Genomic DNA, 17,151 nt, shown 5'->3' with positions numbered 1-17,151 from the left:
ATTATCGATAAAATGTAGTCTCTTTTTCATCCACCTACTTTTTTAGGCATCAACACAAGGAAATTTCTATGAAAATTAGTGCAAGAAACCAATTAAAAGGTAAAGTAGTTTCAATCGAAAGCGGTTCTGTAAACGCGATTGTTCACCTTGATATCGGTGGCGGCAACATTATCTCTTCTACCATTTCTCTTGAAGCGGTAAAAGAGTTAGGTTTAGCCGTAGGCAAAGAAGCTTATGCAATTATCAAAGCGACTTCCGTTATGGTTGGCGTAGAATAATTACTCGCTTATTTACTTATTTAAATAACGAAACAACCGTACTTGAAAAAGTGCGGTTGTTTTTTTATATATTTTCTTCTATAAAAGTGCGGTGTTTTTTCTCAACGTTTTACTCAGTCCTAATAACAAACTGGTCAAATACCACGTTCACGTTGTGTATTAATGCATCTCCCTGTGGCATTTCCCCTTTTTCAATAATGTATCTCATCATGCCAAGTGTAATTGTTGCGAACAGGTGACCTTGGAAATCTAAATCCTCTTCAGCGGACACATTTTCTGTTTTCAAATGTTCAATATATTTTTCTTTTACTATTTTATGAATGTCATTATATAAATGAATTTTTGGTGTTTCGATTTGGCCGATGAGGTAAATCAGTTGATGGTACTGCTCAAAAATCGGTCGATTGCTATCGATAAATTCTTTGGTCGGTATAGAAAAACGTTGTTTTAATCGCTCTTTCACTAAGGCCATAAGCTCTTCTACCAAGACTTTCGCCACTTCGTTTTTGTTGGAAAAATGCTTATAAAAAGTAGAACGATTAATCTGTGCTCTATCCAAAATATCCTGCACTGTCATGGCGTGAAAGCCTTTTTCTGCCAATAACGCTAAAAATGCAGTGCGAATTAAATTGTTGGTTTTAATAACCCTCACATCTTGATTATTCATAAAATGCCTTCCAAATTTGAAAAATAAGTCAAAAATTACTGCTTTTTAGCTATTTAAGCAACAAATTGTCGCTTTTTGGTGGTTGAGCGATTTTTGTTCGTTCACTATAATCAAAACATAAGCCTATAAATAAAAAGGATATGGATATGAAAATAAAATATGTCATTTTAGGTTTAGGCGTTATTGGCGCCGCGAGTTTTGCAGTTTGGAAGAATCAGCAATTACAAGCGGATGAATTGGTTGGCATTAGTGGTATTAACGGGCGGCTAGAATTAAAACGATTGGATGTGGCTACCCTTTATGCCGGGCGGGTGGAAGCTATTTGGGTGCAGGAAGGCGAGAAAGTAAAAGCCGGTCAAGATTTAGCACGCCTTTCTTCCGATATTTCCCGTACTCAAGTTGAGGCGGCGGTCGCACAGAAAACGCAAGCAGAAGATCGCGTCAAGCGCGCTTTAGCCGAAATTGAAGCGCGCGAACAACAGATGAAAGTGGCTAAATTGGAATTGGATAACGCCGTGAAATTGCGTCGGGATAATCTTGTTTCTGCCAGTGAGTTAGAGCGTCGTCAAGCGTCTTATCATGCAGCTGTTGCCGCCGTTAATACAGTGCAAGCCGCTAAAGCGGAGGCCGAAGCTGCCGTGTTGTTGGCGCAAGCGCAATTAGCGAAAGCCGAATCGCAAAATGCGGATATGATTATTAAAGCGCCGAAAGATGGGCGGGTGGAATATCAAGTTGCCGACGTGGGGAATGTATTGGGCCCGGGTGGCAAGGTGGTGAGTTTACTTGACCCGAGCGATAGCTATATCAATGTGTTTCTTGCCGCCAATCAAATGAATCAACTTAACATCGGCGATGATGCCCGCATTGTCGTTGACGGCATTGACGCCGTATTTCCCGCCAACATTAGTTTCATTGCCAACAATGCACAATTCACCCCAAAATCGGTAGAAACTACGGAAGAACGCGCCAAGTTGATGTTTAAGGTGAAATTACAGATTCCCGTAGAAATTGCACTGAAATATAACGGATTGTTAAAAGGGGGCATGACGGCATTAGGCTATGTGAAATATGATCCGCAGGTGCAATGGCCGGAATGGTTAACCGTAAAACTTCCGTAAGGTGAATAACGATGAGCGCTTCCTCTTTTGCCGTTGCGGTTGAACATGTCTCACATTTATACGGAAAAACGACCGCACTTTATGACCTTAGCCTGCAAATTCCACGCGGGGCGACCGTAGGGTTAATCGGCCCTGACGGGGTTGGCAAATCTACCCTGCTCTCCCTGATTGCCGGGGTGAAAATCATCCAGACGGGGACCGTTCGGGTGTTTGATTTAAATGTCGCCGAGAAAAAAGCCCGTGACGAGCTTTCCCACAAAATTGCGTTTATGCCTCAGGGGTTGGGGAAAAACCTCTATCTCACCCTGTCTATTTATGAAAACATTGATTTTCATGCTCGTCTGTTCGGCTTAACCAAACCACAACGCAAAGCACGTATCCAGCGCCTGCTTAATGCCACGGGGCTCGCGCCTTTTGCCGATCGGGCGGCGGGAAAACTCTCCGGGGGTATGAAACAAAAACTGAGTTTATGTTGCGCCTTGGTACATAGCCCCGATTTACTGATTCTAGATGAACCTACCACCGGCGTTGATCCACTCTCCCGTCGTCAATTCTGGCAATTGGTGGACGATTTACGACATGAACATGAAAAAGACGGCATGACGGTCATCGTTGCCACAGCTTATATTGATGAAGCGGAACGTTTTGAACGCATTTTAGCCATGGATGACGGCAAATTGATTACTAATCAACCAACCCAACAGCTTATTCAAGAGACACAAAGTCATAATCTGGAAGAGGCTTACATCAAATTATTACCGCCGGAAAAACGTGGGGCGGAAAATGGCTTACGGATTCCTCCGTTCCAACCCATTTCCAATGAACCGCCGGTGATTATCGCCAGGGGATTAACCAAAAAATTCGGTGATTTTATTTCTGTAGATAATGTGACTTTCACCATTCCGAAAGGCGAAATTTTTGGTTTTTTAGGTTCTAACGGTTGTGGCAAATCCACTACCATGAAAATGCTTACAGGCTTGCTGGAACCGACGGAGGGTAAGGCTACGTTACTTGGTCAGCCCATTGATGCTAGCAACATCGATACCCGAAAACGGGTGGGTTATATGTCGCAAGCATTTTCGTTGTATGAAGAATTAACGGTGTATCAAAATTTGGAATTACACGCCAAGTTATATCATATTCCGCGCGCGCAACGGGCGGATTATGTGAAGTCGGCGATGAGCCAATTTGATTTAACCCACCTCGCCGATGAATACCCGACGTCGTTACCTCTTGGTATTCGTCAACGTCTCCAACTGGCCGCCGCCTGTTTACATAAACCTGAAGTGCTGATTTTAGATGAACCCACCTCCGGTGTAGATCCGGCTGCGCGAGATATGTTTTGGGAATATCTGATTGCACTTTCACGTGAAGATGGCATCACCATTTTTGTAACAACGCATTTTATGAACGAGGCCGCACGTTGTGATCGCATTTCTTTTATGCATCGCGGACGTGTGTTGGCGGTGGGAGCACCGGAAGAGTTGCGTGTTGGCAAACACGCGCCGACATTGGAAGAAGCCTTTATTCTTTATTTGGAAGAACAGGCAGATGATATTACGGAACACTCTGCCTTAACGGAACAAATAACGGAAAAGATGGCAGATAAAAGTGCGGTCGATTTTAAAAATGTTTTTGCAACGAAGCCGAGAAAAGGGGGTTGCACATGGTGGTCTTTGGTGTGGACCTTTGCTGCGCAGGAAGGCAAAGAATTATTACGGGATAAAATTCGTCTGTTTTTTGCGTTGTTCGGCCCGGTTATCATGTTATTTAGCATGGCATCCAGTATTTCTTTTGATATACATCCCTCAAAATTTACGGTGTTGGATTATGACAACAGCGTGGAAAGTCGCCGTTTTATGGAATATTTTGATGGTTCCCGCTATTTTGTACGTCAACCGGATATTCATTCGGCGGCTGAAATCAATTCTCTATTGCAATCTTCCAAAGTAAAACTGGTGATTGAAATTCCGCCTGATTTTGGCAAAAAACTGTTAAGCCAACAAATGCCGGAAGTCGGATTCTTTATTGACGGCGCGTTTCCCATTACCGCGGAAAATTTAAGAGGTTCGGTGATTGGTGTGCTCACCCAATACGCGCAGGAAACCTTAAAAAAAGAAAATATTTCCATTTCTGATAATCGCCTTTTAGCAACGCGTTTTGTCTATAACCAAGATTTTAAGAGTATTTTTGCCATGACACCGGGTGTCATTATGCTCGCCATGATGTTGATTCCGTCGATGATGACCGCGTTGGGCGTGGTGCGTGAAAAAGAAATCGGTTCCATCATGAATTTATACGGTTCTCCTGCCGGCACATTGCAATTTTTGCTTGGTAAGCAACTGCCATATATTCTCTTAGCCTTTGTTAGCTATTTAATTATGGTGTGGTTGTCTATTGTGATTTTTGACGTCCCCGTGAAAGGCTCAATGTGGGCAATGACCTTGGGGGCCATATTGGCGATTGCCGCCTCAACAGCTTTCGGATTGCTTATTTCCAGCTTTGTAAAATCCCAAATCGCTGCCATTTTTGCCACGGCAATTATTATTATCGTGCCAACGATGAACTTCTCCAGCATGCTCTACCCAACCTCTACATTACCTGAACATATTTATTTTATTGCTCAACTCTTCCCGGGTTATTGGTTCCTATTGGTTAGTTTAGGCGGTTTCACCAAAGGGTTGGGATTTACCGATTTTCTCACCGGTTACGGTGTATTACTCACGATTTATGCCGTGTATTTCTTCGGCTCGGTGTGGTTACTCAAGAAACAGGAGAAATAACATGCTGAGATGGTTGAAAAATGTACTTTATTTATCGGGTAAAGAATTGCGCAGCTTGTTTTCCGATCCTGTGTTGGTAGTGCTGATTATCTACATATTTTCCGTTGCGATTTACATAGTTGCTAATGCCATTACCTTTGAAGTGAAAAATGCCTCTGTGGCGATTGTGGATAACGACCATTCCACGCTGTCTTATCGCTTACAACAGAGCCTAATTCCGCCGAATTTTAGAAAAGTGCACACGGTGAGTGCCAATCAAGTAGATCGTTTAATGGATGTGGGAGAATACACCTTTGTGTTGGATATCCCGCCAAATTACCAACGGGATATATTGGCCGGGCGCAACCCGCAAATTCAGCTGTTAGCCGATGCCACCGCCATGACACAAGCGGCAATCGGTTCGAGTTATATTTCACAGATTTTTAGCGGTGAAATAAATGAATTTTTACGGATTCGATCTAATACGCAAGCCCTCATTCAACCTACCATTAATGTGCTTTATAACCCGAATTTTACCGGTAATTGGTTTATGGGGAGCATGAATATTGTAGGTTATTTGAATTTATTAACCATGTTATTGGTCGGGGCGGCGGTCATTCGCGAACGGGAGCGCGGCACGTTAGAACATATTTTGGTTATGCCCGTACGTTCCAGTGAGATTGCTATGGCAAAAATCTTGGCGAATGAACTGGTGTTATTAACGGTGACTACCTGTAGTTTATACTTTGTCGTACATAAAATTATCGGTACCCCGTTACCGGACGGTGCACTCCCGTTATTTGTATTGGGCTCGGCGATTTTTATTTTTGCTATCGCCTCCTTAGGCATTCTGTTGGCAATTTTTGCGCCGACCATGCCTCAATTCGGCTTATTGGTTTTGCCTGTGTATATCGTCATGTATTTGCTTTCCGGCACCATGTTGCCCTTAGAAAATATGCCCGAATTCGTGCAAAAATTGGTTCAGTTCTCCCCTACAACGATTTTTGGTGCTTACGCTCAAGATGTGTTGTTTCGTGGTGCCGGGCTTGATATGGTGTGGGATAAGTTATTGCAAATGGCAGCGTTAGGTGCATTATTTTTAGGTGTGGCATTAGCACAATTCAAATCCATGTTGTTACGCCAATGTTAAAAAAGGAAAAGCTTATGAAAAATATTACTCCGAAGCTTACTCTGATAGCGATGTTTATTGCATTAACAGGTTGTACGACAAACGTTGATTTATCGTCAAAGGTAGAGGTTCCCACACAATTTGAACAAACTCAAAATGCAGCAACCTCCAAAAATGCCATAGAAATTTCCCGTTGGTGGCAAAATTGGCATGATCCGCAGCTGACTCAGCTCATCGAACAAGGATTAAAAAACAACTTGGATATTGAAATCGCGAAAGCCCGTTTATTAGAAGCTCAAGCGATGAGTCAATATACGAAAGCCGAACTCGGCTCGAAAATAGGGGCACAAGGAACGGCGGGGCTCATGCACACTCATGTAGAAAATCCCCTAACTCACCGTTCTTATGATCGGGAAGGTAATATCCAATTAGCAGGAATATCTGCAAGTTGGGAATTGGATTTTTTCGGTAAAAAACGTAGCGACCGTGATGCTGCGCAAGCTGCAGCACTGGGTGTTCAACAGCAGGTTTATGCCGCCCAAATGTTGGTTACCGGACAAATTGCCGAAAGCTACGCTAATATTGCCGTGCTTCGTCAGCAAAAAGATTTATTAAAACAACAGGAAAAACACTTACTTCAATTAAAACGTTATGCGCAAGGGCGTTTTAATGCAGGTCAAGCTAATGCCAATGATGTGTTGCAAATCGAAAGCCAAATTAATGCAGTGCAGGCTCAATCATCCACATTAGAGGCACAAATCGCCGGAAATGAACGGGCCATTGCGGTGCTAATCGGCAAGCCTCCTCAGGGGTTCCGCATTGTTAAAAGTGCGGTCGATTTTCTCGGTGTTTTACCGTCAGCCCCACAGGGGGTATTACCCGGTGAAATATTAGAACGTCGCCCCGATTTACGCGCTTATAAAGCACAAGTGCAAGCCTATGTGGCCAAACTAGCCTCGGCCAAAGCCGATCTTTATCCGCGCTTTGATATTCAATTTTTAGGTCAAACGGGGCGCATTGACCTGAGTACGGATATTCCCGATTTGAAAGGCTGGGGAAATTTATTGAACGTAAATCTTAACATTCCGATTTTTACTAATGGACGTATTCAAGCCAATATTGATGCGGCCGATGCCCGCTTAAAAACAGCGCTTTTGCAATATGATAAAGCTTTATTGCAATCCCTTGCTGATGTAGATAACAGCTATCAGGCACAAGCTGCGTTAAATCGTCAAACTCACCTACTACAAACCGCCTATCAACAAGCGCAAAAACAAGCAGGTAATGCAGAAAAATTATTTCAATATGGTGAAAAAACCTTAGATAACGCTTTAACTGCACGATTAATCGCATTAGATTATCAAAATCGGTTGGTGCAAAGCCGTTTAGCGGGAGCAAAGAATTTAATTAATTTATATAAGGCATTAGGTGGCGGTTGGCAGGAATAGCGTTTAAGAAACAAAAAAGACCTAAATAAATTTAGGTCTTTTAATTTATTAGCAATAGACAGTAAATTATTTATTACCGTTTACTGCGATTTCTACACGACGGTCATCGGCTAAGCAAGCAATAAGAGCTTTACGACCTTTAACTGCGTCACATTGATTGCCGGTAACCGGATTGGCTTTACCATAGCCTGTGGCGGAAATGGTGTCTTGTGCAACGCCTTTAGATACAAGGTAGTTAGCTACGGTTTCAGCACGTTTTTGTGATAATTTTTGGTTGAAAGCGTCAGAACCGATGCGGTCTGTGTAACCGGATACAGCCACGCTAGGCTTGTTTACTTTTGCGATTTCACTATAAATACCATCTAGTGTCGCTTTGGCATTTGGTTTCAAGTTTGCTTTGCCAAACGCAAATGTTACATCAGATTTCAGTGTAAACACTTTTGTTGCTACTTCAGGTGCAACAACAGGTGCCGCCCCTTGGCCAAAACGGTAAGATAAACCTAAACTTAAAGAACCGATGTCCGGAGAATAACGTACATCAGGTTCGTCATAATTATTTGGTCCATAATATGCGTCTGCTTTTTTTCTTTCCGCTTTACCAAAATTACCTACACGAGCTACCCATTGATATTCAAGACGTAATGCTAATTCAGGCAAAATAGCATATTCAAGACCGCCGGCAAATACCGGAGAAACTTTTAAATCATTAAATTTATGTGTTTCGCCATAAGTAGTATCTTTATAGTCAACACGAATTAAAGCCGCTCCTGCGCGTGCGTAAAGATCCAAATTATCTAATACCGGATAACTTGCTTTAAGAGATAAACTGGAACCGTGAGCTGTAATTCTTTTTTCACCGTCACCAAACTCTTTAAACTCTTTTACTTTTCCACGACCAAAAAATTCATAACCCGCTTCAACGGCGAAATGATCGGTAATTTGATAACCACCGAAAACACCATACGCTTCTGAATTAATTTTGGCTTTACCAATTACTGCGCCATCGCTTTCATCTCTATATTGATATTGATTCAAACCGTGACGAACGGAAGCCCAGCCTGCTTTTGCACCGACATAAAAGGTATTTGCTTGCGGCGCAGCTTGTACCACGGTAGCCACAGTCGCAACTAAACCGGCAACAGCTAATGCGATCGTAGTTTTTTTCATCTTAAATAACCCTCTTTCTATTTAATAGTTTTTATTTTAATAATCATGTCAGTTATTAACGAATAATAAACACAATATTCTCAGTGTTTAATACCATAAGTTTTACCTGACTTTTTATTTTGCGGTAAACTCATTTATCCTTAAATGATAACTTAACGCACAGAAATTATCCTACTAAAAATATAAAAGATCAAACTTATAATTCATCTTTGTTTGTTTTATAAGTAAGCGTTTTATTCCCTATTTTTTAAAGGGAATTATTTATTTCATTAAAAAGCCCCCGCTTTGATTTTTAGGAATTAAAGTGCGGTCTTTTTTTTAATATTTTTAAATCTGCTTTTAACGCATATTTTCTAAAAATTTAATAACATCACAGGAACGAGATTAAATAAGAACGTTATGATACTTTCCACAATAAACACAAAAAAATAATGGATTTATGCTATAAAGCCATATTATTTTCATCCTCCTAGGAGTCTGAAGTGCATTTTTTCCCTATCTTCAACAATTCGTTTATACAAAAACTCAGGCTTCATATATAATGGACAGCTTTCTACCGAACCCAATAATACTGATGCGATAAACACTGTTATGCAAACCGAGAAAAAACAAACTTACAATCTTAATAAATTACAAAAACGCCTACGTCGCAATGTGGGCAATGCCATTGCCGACTTCAATATGATTGAGGATGGTGACAAAGTAATGGTATGTCTTTCCGGCGGCAAAGACAGCTATACTTTGTTAGATATTTTGCTGAACTTGCAACAAAATGCACCGATCAAGTTTGATATTGTGGCCGTGAATTTAGACCAAAAACAACCGGGTTTTCCTGAACATGTTCTACCCAATTACTTACAAAGTATCGGTGTGGATTACAAAATTGTAGAAGAAAATACTTACGGTATTGTGAAAGAGAAAATTCCTGAAGGCAAAACCACCTGCTCACTTTGCTCCCGTTTGCGCCGTGGCATTTTATATCGCACCGCAACAGAATTAGGCGCGACCAAAATTGCTTTGGGGCATCATCGTGATGATATGTTGGCTACCCTCTTCTTGAATATGTTCTATGGAGGCAAATTAAAATCTATGCCACCGAAATTGATTTCTGACGATGGCAAACAAATCGTGATTCGTCCGTTGGCTTACTGTAAAGAAAAAGATATTGAAAAATATGCCGTGGCCAAAGCTTTCCCGATTATTCCTTGCAATCTTTGTGGTTCTCAACCCAATTTACAACGTCAAGTCGTCAAAGAGATGTTAAATACTTGGGATCGCCAATACCCGGGGCGTTTGGAAACCATGTTTAGCGCAATGCAAAATATTACCCTTTCTCATTTATGTGACCCAAAACTCTTCGATTTTAAAGGTATAAAACACGGGCAGTTAATCGAAGGCGTGGAAGGCGACACAGCGTTTGATGAAGAAAAAATCACACCTATGCAGTTTGATGATGAAGATCAGGCGGATTTTAGTGAGCAAGAAATGATTACGTTTAAAGAAGTGAACTAAAAATACCACTAAAAAATGCTATTATTTCTGACCGCACTTTTTAGATTAAAAAACAAAAAATGGTAGCTTTTACACTACGATTTTTTTTATTGGAATGTGAAAGTTAGATCCGTCTTGCCTGCCAATAGGCTTTTCGCCAATAGTCACTATTTAAGGAGGAATAAATCACTCCTCCCTTCGTCGAAGCATGGAGAAATTTATCTTCTTTCACATAAATACCTACATGATAACCGTTAGGTCCACGCCCTGTCTTAAAGAAAACTAAATCGCCGGTTTGAATATCCGCTTTATCAATATATTGTCCATAATTGGCTTGTTCTTTGGTTTGGCGCGGCAATTTTATGCCAAAGCGATCAAAAAAAGTAGTTTGTACAAACCCTGAACAATCAACACCTTTACGGCCGGAGCCACCTAAAACATAAGGTGTGCCTGCCCATTCATATTGCTGTTCACTCAACAAGGCAATGGCCATAATCGGATCATTAATTTGACCTTTATAATTAATGCGTGAGTTCTTAGTGCCGCTAGTGGAACAGGCCACTAATGTTGCCATACTGCAACAAACCAGCAAAGATTTAAAAAACATCTTCATCTATGAGAGTCTCTAAAGTAAAAAGCTATCAATAAGAGACTACTGATAGCTTAGTTAATTAGGCTTTCGGCTTAACTTTTTCTACCCGACTGCGTAATTTTTGCCCCGGTTTAAATACCACGACACGACGGGCGGAGACAGGGACACTTTCTCCGGTCTTAGGATTCCGACCCGGACGGGAGGCCTTATCGCGTAATTCGAAATTACCGAAACCGGATAACTTCACATCATTTCCTGTTTCCAAAGCTACACGGATTTCTTCAAAGAAGCTTTCCACTAAGTCTTTGGCTTCACGTTTACTGAGATGGAATTTCTCAATAAGATTCTCGGCGAGTTCTACTTTAGTTAATGTCATAGTTTAATCTCTCAAGTAAGCATTAAAACGTTGTTTTAACTCAGATAATACCGCTGAAATTACTGTGTTAATTTCATCTTCTTCAAGGGTTTTTTCATTGTCTTGAATCACTAAGCTTATCGCTAAGCTCTTATGTCCTGTGGCAACACCATTTCCTTGGTAAACATCAAATAAATTGACTTGGGTAACTTTATCTCCACCCGCTGCACGACACGCTCCCAACACATCATTTGCCGGCACATTATCCGCAACCACCACTGCTAAGTCGCGACGGTTAGCCGGAAAACGGGAAATTTCTTTTGCACGAGACACCTCTCTGCGAGAAATATGCTCAACAGAAATTTCGCAAACAAATGCTTTTCCGGTAAGACCAATTTTTTGCGCAATAGTTGGGTGAAGTTGTCCGATAAAACCAATTTCTTTACCATCTAACATAATTGCGGCAGATTGACCCGGATGTAACGCTGTATATGATTTTGCTATAAATTTTGCTCGATTTCCAGCAGAACTTAACGAAAGTAGGTTTTCAATATAGCCTTTTAAGTCGTAAAAATCTGCCGGTGCAGTTTTTTCGCTCCATTGTTCGTTAGCTTTGGAGCCCGTCATTACTGCCGCAAACACAGGTTCTTGACGTACACCAAATTCGGCTTTTTCATCCGGTACAAAACGTAATCCAAATTCAAATAAACGAACACGATTTTGTTGACGATTTTGGTTATAAATCACTGCGCTAAGCAAACCGGTTAACAAAGAAACCCGCATTGTGGACATTTCCACAGAAATCGGATTTGGTAACACCAACGGTTTGATTTCAGGATGAAGCAAACTTTGAATTTTCGGATCAACAAAGCTATAAGTAATGGCTTCATAAAAATCGCAACTTACTAATGCCGCTTTGATACAGGATAATTCAACATCTGCTTCTTTGTGTTCGCACATACGTAAATGTGCTAACGGTGCATTATTCGGAATGCTGTTATAACCATAAATACGGGCGACTTCTTCAATTAAATCTTCTTCGATTTCAATATCAAAACGCCAAGATGGCGCAACAGCCGTCCAACTGTCGTTAGCGTAAGAAACCTGTAAACCAAGACGTTGTAAAATATCCGTCACTGTTTCGTTTTCAATATGATGACCGAGTAACGCATCTAATTTGTGACGTTGTAATGTAACTGCTTGGCGTTTCGGTAAATGCTGTTCGCTCACCGCCTCACAAATCTCACCGGCTTCCCCACCACAAATTTCAAGTAAAAGTGCGGTCGCTCTTTCCATTGCTTTGCGTGGTAGCTCAAAATCGACACCACGTTCAAAGCGGTGAGACGAATCTGTATGCAAACCATACTGACGTGCGCGTCCGGTAATCGCTAATGGCGCAAAAAATGCCGCTTCTAAAATCACATCTTTTGTGACTTCCACATTCACACCACTGGCTTCACCACCAAAAATACCGGCCATCGCCAATGCGCCACTTTGGTCTGCGATAACCAATGTATTTGGTTGTAATTTCGCCGTTGTACCATCTAATAGCACAAGTTCTTCGTTTTCTTTTGCCATTCTGACTTGTACCGGTTGGGCAACTTTTGCCATATCAAAGGCATGCATCGGTTGGCCAAGTTCAAGCAAAATGTAGTTAGTCACGTCCACGATCGGATCAATAGAACGGATACCGCAACGACGTAATTTTTCCTGCATCCACATTGGTGATTGCGCTTTAACATTCACATTTTTCACCACGCGCAATAAATAACGAGGACAGGCTTCGGTAGCTTGAACATCAATTTGTACTTTATCAGTGATAGTCGGTTTAACCACCTCAAAGTGCGGTGGATTTTCGTGGAGTTTATTCACCACGGCTAATTCACGCGCCACACCGGCAATGCTTAAACAATCCGCACGGTTTGGCGTTAAGCTAATCTCAATGGCGTTATCATCTAATTTTAAATAATCACGTAAATTGGTACCGATAGGTGCATCTTGTGGCAACTCGATAATACCATTCGCATCAGATTCAATGCCGAGTTCGCTGAATGAGCAAAGCATGCCTTCGGAAGGTTGTCCGCGTAATTTGGTTTTCTTGATTTTGAAATCGCCCGGCAACTCGGCACCTTCTACGGCACAAGCCACTTTCAATCCTTGACGACAATTCGGTGCACCGCACACGATATCTAATAAACGCTCACCGCCAACATTCACTTTGGTCACGCGTAATTTATCCGCATCAGGATGCTGTGCGCATTCCACGACTTCGCCCACCACAACACCAGTGAAATCACCGGCAATCTTTTCTACACCGTCAACTTCCAAGCCTAACATGGTAATTTGATCGCAAAGTTGCTCCGTAGAAATCGCCGGATTAACCCATTCGCGTACCCATTGTTCACTAAATTTCATACTTATCTCTCACTCAAAATTATTTAAACTGTTTCAAAAAGCGTAAATCATTCTCGAAAAATGAACGTAAATCTGTGACGTTGTAGCGTAACATAGTTAAACGCTCTACCCCCATGCCCACAGCGAAACCTGAGTATTCGTTCGGGTCAATGCCGACATTACGTAACACGTTAGGATGCACCATACCGCAGCCCAACACTTCTAGCCATTTCCCATTTTTACCCATTACATCCACTTCGGCAGAAGGCTCTGTGAATGGGAAGTAAGACGGACGGAAACGCACTTGCAAGTCTTCTTCGAAGAAAGCGCGTAAGAAATCGTGCAACAAACCTTTTAATTCGGTGAAATTCGCATGTTTATCCACATACAACAATTCGATTTGATGGAACATCGGTGTGTGGGTTTGGTCGTAATCGTTACGATATACGCGTCCCGGCGCCATAATGCGAATTGGCGGTTGCTGTTTTTGCATGGTACGAATTTGTACCCCAGAAGTTTGCGTTCTTAACAATAATTCGGGATTAAACCAGAACGTATCGTGATCGGCACGCGCAGGGTGATGTTTAGGAATATTTAAGGCATCAAAATTGTAATAATCGCTTTCGATTTCAGGACCTGACTCAACAGAAAAACCCAATTCGGAGAAGAATTTGGTCACGCGCTCAATGGTAATGGAAACCGGATGTAAACAACCCATTTCCACTTTACGACCAGGTAAACTCACATCAATACGCTCGTTTTCCAATTGCGCATTAAGTAATGCTTGCTCCCACTCTGCTTTTTTTGCATTTAAAAAATCTAATGCCGCTTGTTTGGCTTCGTTAATTTTCGCGCCCATGGCCGGACGCTCTTCCGCCGCTACATTGCGCAATTCTTGCATTAATTGGGTAAAGTGACCTTTTTTACCAAAATATTCCACGCGAATTTCATCAAGTGCCGCAAGGCTTTTATCTTCAATTTTGTCTATAGCATTTCTTGCTTTATCCACAAGATCTTTAAGATGCTGCATAAATATCCTCTGTGATGATGTCTTTAGTCTAAAAAATGGTTTCAATAATAATACTAACTGCTTAGAAAATCACGCGATTTATCCATATCGATGCAAATTATTCACAAATCTAAATATCTCGTGAGAAAAAATATTCAAAAAAACAACCGCACTTTAAAATCGGTATAGGTGTTTATGCTGAAACTTTTTAGCTGCTTTCTTTCATGCAAAAAAATAGAGGCTTAAAAAGCCTCTATGATTGAATAGTAAAAATATTAGCGATTTTGTAACGCTTCAATGCGTTTTTCTAACGGTGGGTGACTTAAAAATAACTCTTTTAATCCGCCGCCGCGTTTACCGTTAATAGCAAATGCCGCCAATGTAGAACCTTCCAATTCTTGTGGTTCATGCAAACTTTGCAGGCGTTTTAACGCGTCAATCATTTTTTGTTTGCCAACTAAATCCGCCGATCCCGCGTCTGCTCTGAATTCGCGTTGACGGGAGAACCACATGGCGATCATGCTGGCTAAGAAACCGAATACCACTTCAAGCACCATAGATACTAAGAAATAAATACCGGAATTGCTTGAACTTTCATTGCCTTGATTGCGGGAATTCGCAACTACGTTGGCAATTAAGCGGGACAAGAAAATCACGAAGGTGTTGAGTACGCCTTGTAACAATGCCATGGTCACCATATCACCATTTTTAATGTGGCTAACTTCGTGCGCCAATACCGCTTCAGCTTCGGCACGGGTCATTTTATTTAATAACCCGGTACTCACCGCCACCAAGGAATTTTTTTGACTCGCGCCTGTGGCAAAGGCATTTACATCGGCAGAATGATAAATCGCCACTTCAGGGCGTGGCAAACCGGCTCGATCCGCTTGCGAATACACGCTTTCAACCAACCAACGCTCCATTTCATTGCGCGGTTGTTGAATCACTTCTGCGCCCACCGCACGAATCGCCATGCTTTTGGACATTAATAAAGAAATAATGGATCCCGCAAAACCGAATAATGCAGCAAAAATCATTAAGCCGGAGGCATCACGGGCTTGAATGCCGGTTAACGATAAGATGATATTAAATACCAACAATACCGCCATGTTGGTGGCTAAGAAAAGTAAAATGCGCATCATAGATAAAAACTCCCTAAATAAAATAATAACAAAAACACGCTCGGTTATAATGGCGATAAAAAACGGAAAATCAAGTATGCCGATGAACTTTATAAAAAAATGACAATGTTTGTTAGACATTGTGAGAAAAAGTGCGGTGAATTTTGACAATGTTTTTGAAAAGAAAATGGAGTTGGTCGATAAGCCGGGTTCTGTCGTGGACAATCATTCATCTAGGCGCATATTTACACATACGCTCAAGCAACCTACCCGAATCCTGAACGGGCCATTCATTGGATTCCTATTTGGTCTTGCTACGAGTGGAGTTTACCCTGCTACCAACCGTTACCGGCGGCACGGTGCGCTCTTACCGCACCCTTTCACCCTTACCTGATCCCTTGCGGGCCATCGGCGGTTTGCTCTCTGTTGCACTTGTCGTAGGCTCTCGCCTCCCGGATGTTATCCGGCACTCTGCCCTGTGTAGCCCGGACTTTCCTCCCGTCTACTTGTCCCCTAGGTTACGCTTGCGCAAATTTGAGGGCTTCAATAGACCGGCGATTGCCTGACCAACTCGGCGCGCAGTATAGCCTAAATTTAGGCTGAAATATAGGGCTAAAATCGCCTTTAACCATGTAGCAGTAAAAGTGCGGTCGATTTTAAACACGTTTTTTCGCATAAAAAAATTTTGTGAAAAACAACCGCACTTTTGGCGTATAAGCATTGAATTACGCCCTGCTAAGGCGTATAACCTACAGCGGAACTTTCACTTAAACATTTTATAAGCTATGACATTTGACACAACGCGCAATGCCACTTTAACGGTAAAAACCCGCTATCCGCAACAAACAACTGATGTCACTTACCAACAGGGTAGCAATGTCATCTTTCACCGAACCTTTGATACCTTTGAATATATGTACAAAAATTTTGATGGCAACTTACTGATTCAATTTTGTCACCGTAAAGGCAGTGAAGATGGCGGAAAGCTGGTGTTTATTGATATGTTAAGCGGACAAACCCGTTTTTCCGTTAATCCGGAATTCGGCCGACAAAAAAACTTCAAATGGCATAATAATCAACTCTTTGTGGTTTTCCATTATGGTGAATTTGCCATTAACGAAGAAGGTAAACTGGCGGACAGAAGTGCTTTTCTGCGTGCTTGGGTGAAGACCGGCAGCATTGATATTATCCCACCGCTTCGAGAGTTATTTGAAAACATCGATCAATCGTATGATGCCCTGCTTTGGTATCAATGCGAGTTGGATAGTTATATTTACAGCCATCAACGTCATCTGCATGCACTCACCAAAATCAGTGAAGCGCTTAAATTAAAGGGCGAAATTTGTGAATACCAAAAAGATTATTACCGTGCTTTTCGTTCTTACACCTTAGCGATCAAACTCAACCCGCATTTAGATATTCAAAAAAATCTGGACAGGGTCGCCAGCCATCTGCATCCCGATTTAATAGATTCTGTGAATATGGCGCTTGGGTTATATGCTAACGCTATGATTCGTATGAATAAAGATGTGAAAAATACGGCTTATAAGAAATATAGTGTTAAATAGAAAGTTAGGCTAGAATGGGCGCCATTTAAAATACATGAAAAAGTGACCGCAC

General features: G+C 41.7%; 14 protein-coding genes and 1 other RNA gene. 7 read left to right on the top strand and 8 right to left on the bottom strand.

Features of this window, described 5'->3' with window-relative positions; translation table 11 throughout:
- The first annotated feature begins 68 nt into the window (after positions 1–68).
- On the top strand, positions 69–278 hold the full coding sequence (locus tag DK428_RS00765) for a TOBE domain-containing protein (protein ID WP_109064045.1): 210 nt from the start codon (positions 69–71) through the stop codon (positions 276–278).
- 109 nt (positions 279–387) lie between these two features.
- On the opposite strand, the gene DK428_RS00760 is transcribed toward DK428_RS00765, so the two are convergent.
- The gene (locus DK428_RS00760) at positions 388–945 is read right to left on the bottom strand and encodes a TetR/AcrR family transcriptional regulator (RefSeq protein ID WP_109064044.1); all 558 of its coding nucleotides are present in this window, start codon (positions 943–945) and stop codon (positions 388–390) included.
- A gap of 146 nt (positions 946–1,091) precedes the next feature.
- Between DK428_RS00760 and DK428_RS00755 the strand changes: the two genes are divergently transcribed.
- The 4 genes from DK428_RS00755 to DK428_RS00740 are packed head-to-tail and all read left to right on the top strand — an operon-like array spanning position 1,092 to position 7,402.
- Positions 1,092–2,063 carry an HlyD family secretion protein gene (locus DK428_RS00755; RefSeq protein ID WP_109064043.1) on the top strand — a complete coding sequence of 324 codons (972 nt, stop codon included), beginning with the start codon at positions 1,092–1,094 and terminating at the stop codon, positions 2,061–2,063.
- A gap of 11 nt (positions 2,064–2,074) precedes the next feature.
- The gene (gene rbbA, locus DK428_RS00750; RefSeq protein ID WP_109064042.1) at positions 2,075–4,846 is read left to right on the top strand and encodes a ribosome-associated ATPase/putative transporter RbbA; all 2,772 of its coding nucleotides are present in this window, start codon (positions 2,075–2,077) and stop codon (positions 4,844–4,846) included.
- A gap of 1 nt (position 4,847) precedes the next feature.
- Entirely contained in the window at positions 4,848–5,975 is a 1,128-nt protein-coding gene (locus DK428_RS00745; RefSeq protein WP_109064041.1) for an ABC transporter permease, read from the top strand.
- Positions 5,976–5,989: 14 nt separating this feature from the next.
- Positions 5,990–7,402: an efflux transporter outer membrane subunit gene (locus DK428_RS00740; protein WP_109064040.1), complete on the top strand. Its 1,413-nt coding sequence runs from the start codon at positions 5,990–5,992 to the stop codon at positions 7,400–7,402.
- A gap of 66 nt (positions 7,403–7,468) precedes the next feature.
- On the opposite strand, the gene ompA is transcribed toward DK428_RS00740, so the two are convergent.
- Positions 7,469–8,569, bottom strand: coding sequence for a porin OmpA (gene ompA / locus DK428_RS00735; RefSeq protein WP_109064039.1), 1,101 nt, complete (start codon positions 8,567–8,569; stop codon positions 7,469–7,471).
- 591 nt (positions 8,570–9,160) lie between these two features.
- On the opposite strand from ompA, the gene ttcA reads away from it, so the two are divergent.
- Complete coding sequence (gene ttcA, locus DK428_RS00730) at positions 9,161–10,081, top strand: tRNA 2-thiocytidine(32) synthetase TtcA (RefSeq protein ID WP_109064038.1); 921 nt, start codon at positions 9,161–9,163, stop codon at positions 10,079–10,081.
- Positions 10,082–10,184: 103 nt separating this feature from the next.
- Here ttcA and DK428_RS00725 read toward each other — a convergent pair whose 3' ends face one another.
- From DK428_RS00725 to rnpB, 6 genes are all read right to left on the bottom strand, one after another.
- Entirely contained in the window at positions 10,185–10,673 is a 489-nt protein-coding gene (locus DK428_RS00725; protein ID WP_109064037.1) for a C40 family peptidase, read from the bottom strand.
- 58 nt (positions 10,674–10,731) lie between these two features.
- Positions 10,732–11,028 (bottom strand): integration host factor subunit alpha, encoded by a 297-nt coding sequence (locus DK428_RS00720; RefSeq protein WP_005700494.1) that lies wholly within the window; start codon positions 11,026–11,028, stop codon positions 10,732–10,734.
- A 3-nt stretch (positions 11,029–11,031) separates the two neighbouring features.
- A complete protein-coding gene (gene pheT / locus DK428_RS00715; RefSeq protein ID WP_109064036.1) occupies positions 11,032–13,422 on the bottom strand; it encodes a phenylalanine--tRNA ligase subunit beta in 2,391 nt (796 codons plus the stop codon).
- Positions 13,423–13,441: 19 nt separating this feature from the next.
- Complete coding sequence (gene pheS / locus DK428_RS00710) at positions 13,442–14,431, bottom strand: phenylalanine--tRNA ligase subunit alpha (RefSeq protein ID WP_005703185.1); 990 nt, start codon at positions 14,429–14,431, stop codon at positions 13,442–13,444.
- Between the two features lie 254 nt (positions 14,432–14,685).
- On the bottom strand, positions 14,686–15,552 hold the full coding sequence (gene htpX, locus DK428_RS00705) for a protease HtpX (RefSeq protein ID WP_065295040.1): 867 nt from the start codon (positions 15,550–15,552) through the stop codon (positions 14,686–14,688).
- A 164-nt stretch (positions 15,553–15,716) separates the two neighbouring features.
- Positions 15,717–16,105, bottom strand: an RNA gene (gene rnpB, locus DK428_RS00700) — RNase P RNA component class A.
- 211 nt (positions 16,106–16,316) lie between these two features.
- Between rnpB and DK428_RS00695 the strand changes: the two genes are divergently transcribed.
- The gene (locus DK428_RS00695) at positions 16,317–17,099 is read left to right on the top strand and encodes a hypothetical protein (protein ID WP_109064035.1); all 783 of its coding nucleotides are present in this window, start codon (positions 16,317–16,319) and stop codon (positions 17,097–17,099) included.
- The last annotated feature ends 52 nt before the right edge of the window (positions 17,100–17,151 follow it).

This window comes from Aggregatibacter kilianii, assembly GCF_003130255.1.
Lineage (GTDB): Bacteria > Pseudomonadota > Gammaproteobacteria > Enterobacterales > Pasteurellaceae > Aggregatibacter > Aggregatibacter kilianii.
The sequence above is the reverse complement of the archived record's forward strand: the minus strand, read 5'-3'. Positions and strand labels throughout refer to the sequence as shown.

Coding starts and splice junctions, on each gene's coding strand:
- DK428_RS00765 (WP_109064045.1), top strand. CDS start 69: ATGAAAATTAGTGCAAGAAACCAATTAAAAGGTAAAGTAGTTTCAATC.
- DK428_RS00760 (WP_109064044.1), bottom strand. CDS start 945: ATGAATAATCAAGATGTGAGGGTTATTAAAACCAACAATTTAATTCGC.
- DK428_RS00755 (WP_109064043.1), top strand. CDS start 1,092: ATGAAAATAAAATATGTCATTTTAGGTTTAGGCGTTATTGGCGCCGCG.
- rbbA (WP_109064042.1), top strand. CDS start 2,075: ATGAGCGCTTCCTCTTTTGCCGTTGCGGTTGAACATGTCTCACATTTA.
- DK428_RS00745 (WP_109064041.1), top strand. CDS start 4,848: ATGCTGAGATGGTTGAAAAATGTACTTTATTTATCGGGTAAAGAATTG.
- DK428_RS00740 (WP_109064040.1), top strand. CDS start 5,990: ATGAAAAATATTACTCCGAAGCTTACTCTGATAGCGATGTTTATTGCA.
- ompA (WP_109064039.1), bottom strand. CDS start 8,569: ATGAAAAAAACTACGATCGCATTAGCTGTTGCCGGTTTAGTTGCGACT.
- ttcA (WP_109064038.1), top strand. CDS start 9,161: ATGCAAACCGAGAAAAAACAAACTTACAATCTTAATAAATTACAAAAA.
- DK428_RS00725 (WP_109064037.1), bottom strand. CDS start 10,673: ATGAAGATGTTTTTTAAATCTTTGCTGGTTTGTTGCAGTATGGCAACA.
- DK428_RS00720 (WP_005700494.1), bottom strand. CDS start 11,028: ATGACATTAACTAAAGTAGAACTCGCCGAGAATCTTATTGAGAAATTC.
- pheT (WP_109064036.1), bottom strand. CDS start 13,422: ATGAAATTTAGTGAACAATGGGTACGCGAATGGGTTAATCCGGCGATT.
- pheS (WP_005703185.1), bottom strand. CDS start 14,431: ATGCAGCATCTTAAAGATCTTGTGGATAAAGCAAGAAATGCTATAGAC.
- htpX (WP_065295040.1), bottom strand. CDS start 15,552: ATGATGCGCATTTTACTTTTCTTAGCCACCAACATGGCGGTATTGTTG.
- DK428_RS00695 (WP_109064035.1), top strand. CDS start 16,317: ATGACATTTGACACAACGCGCAATGCCACTTTAACGGTAAAAACCCGC.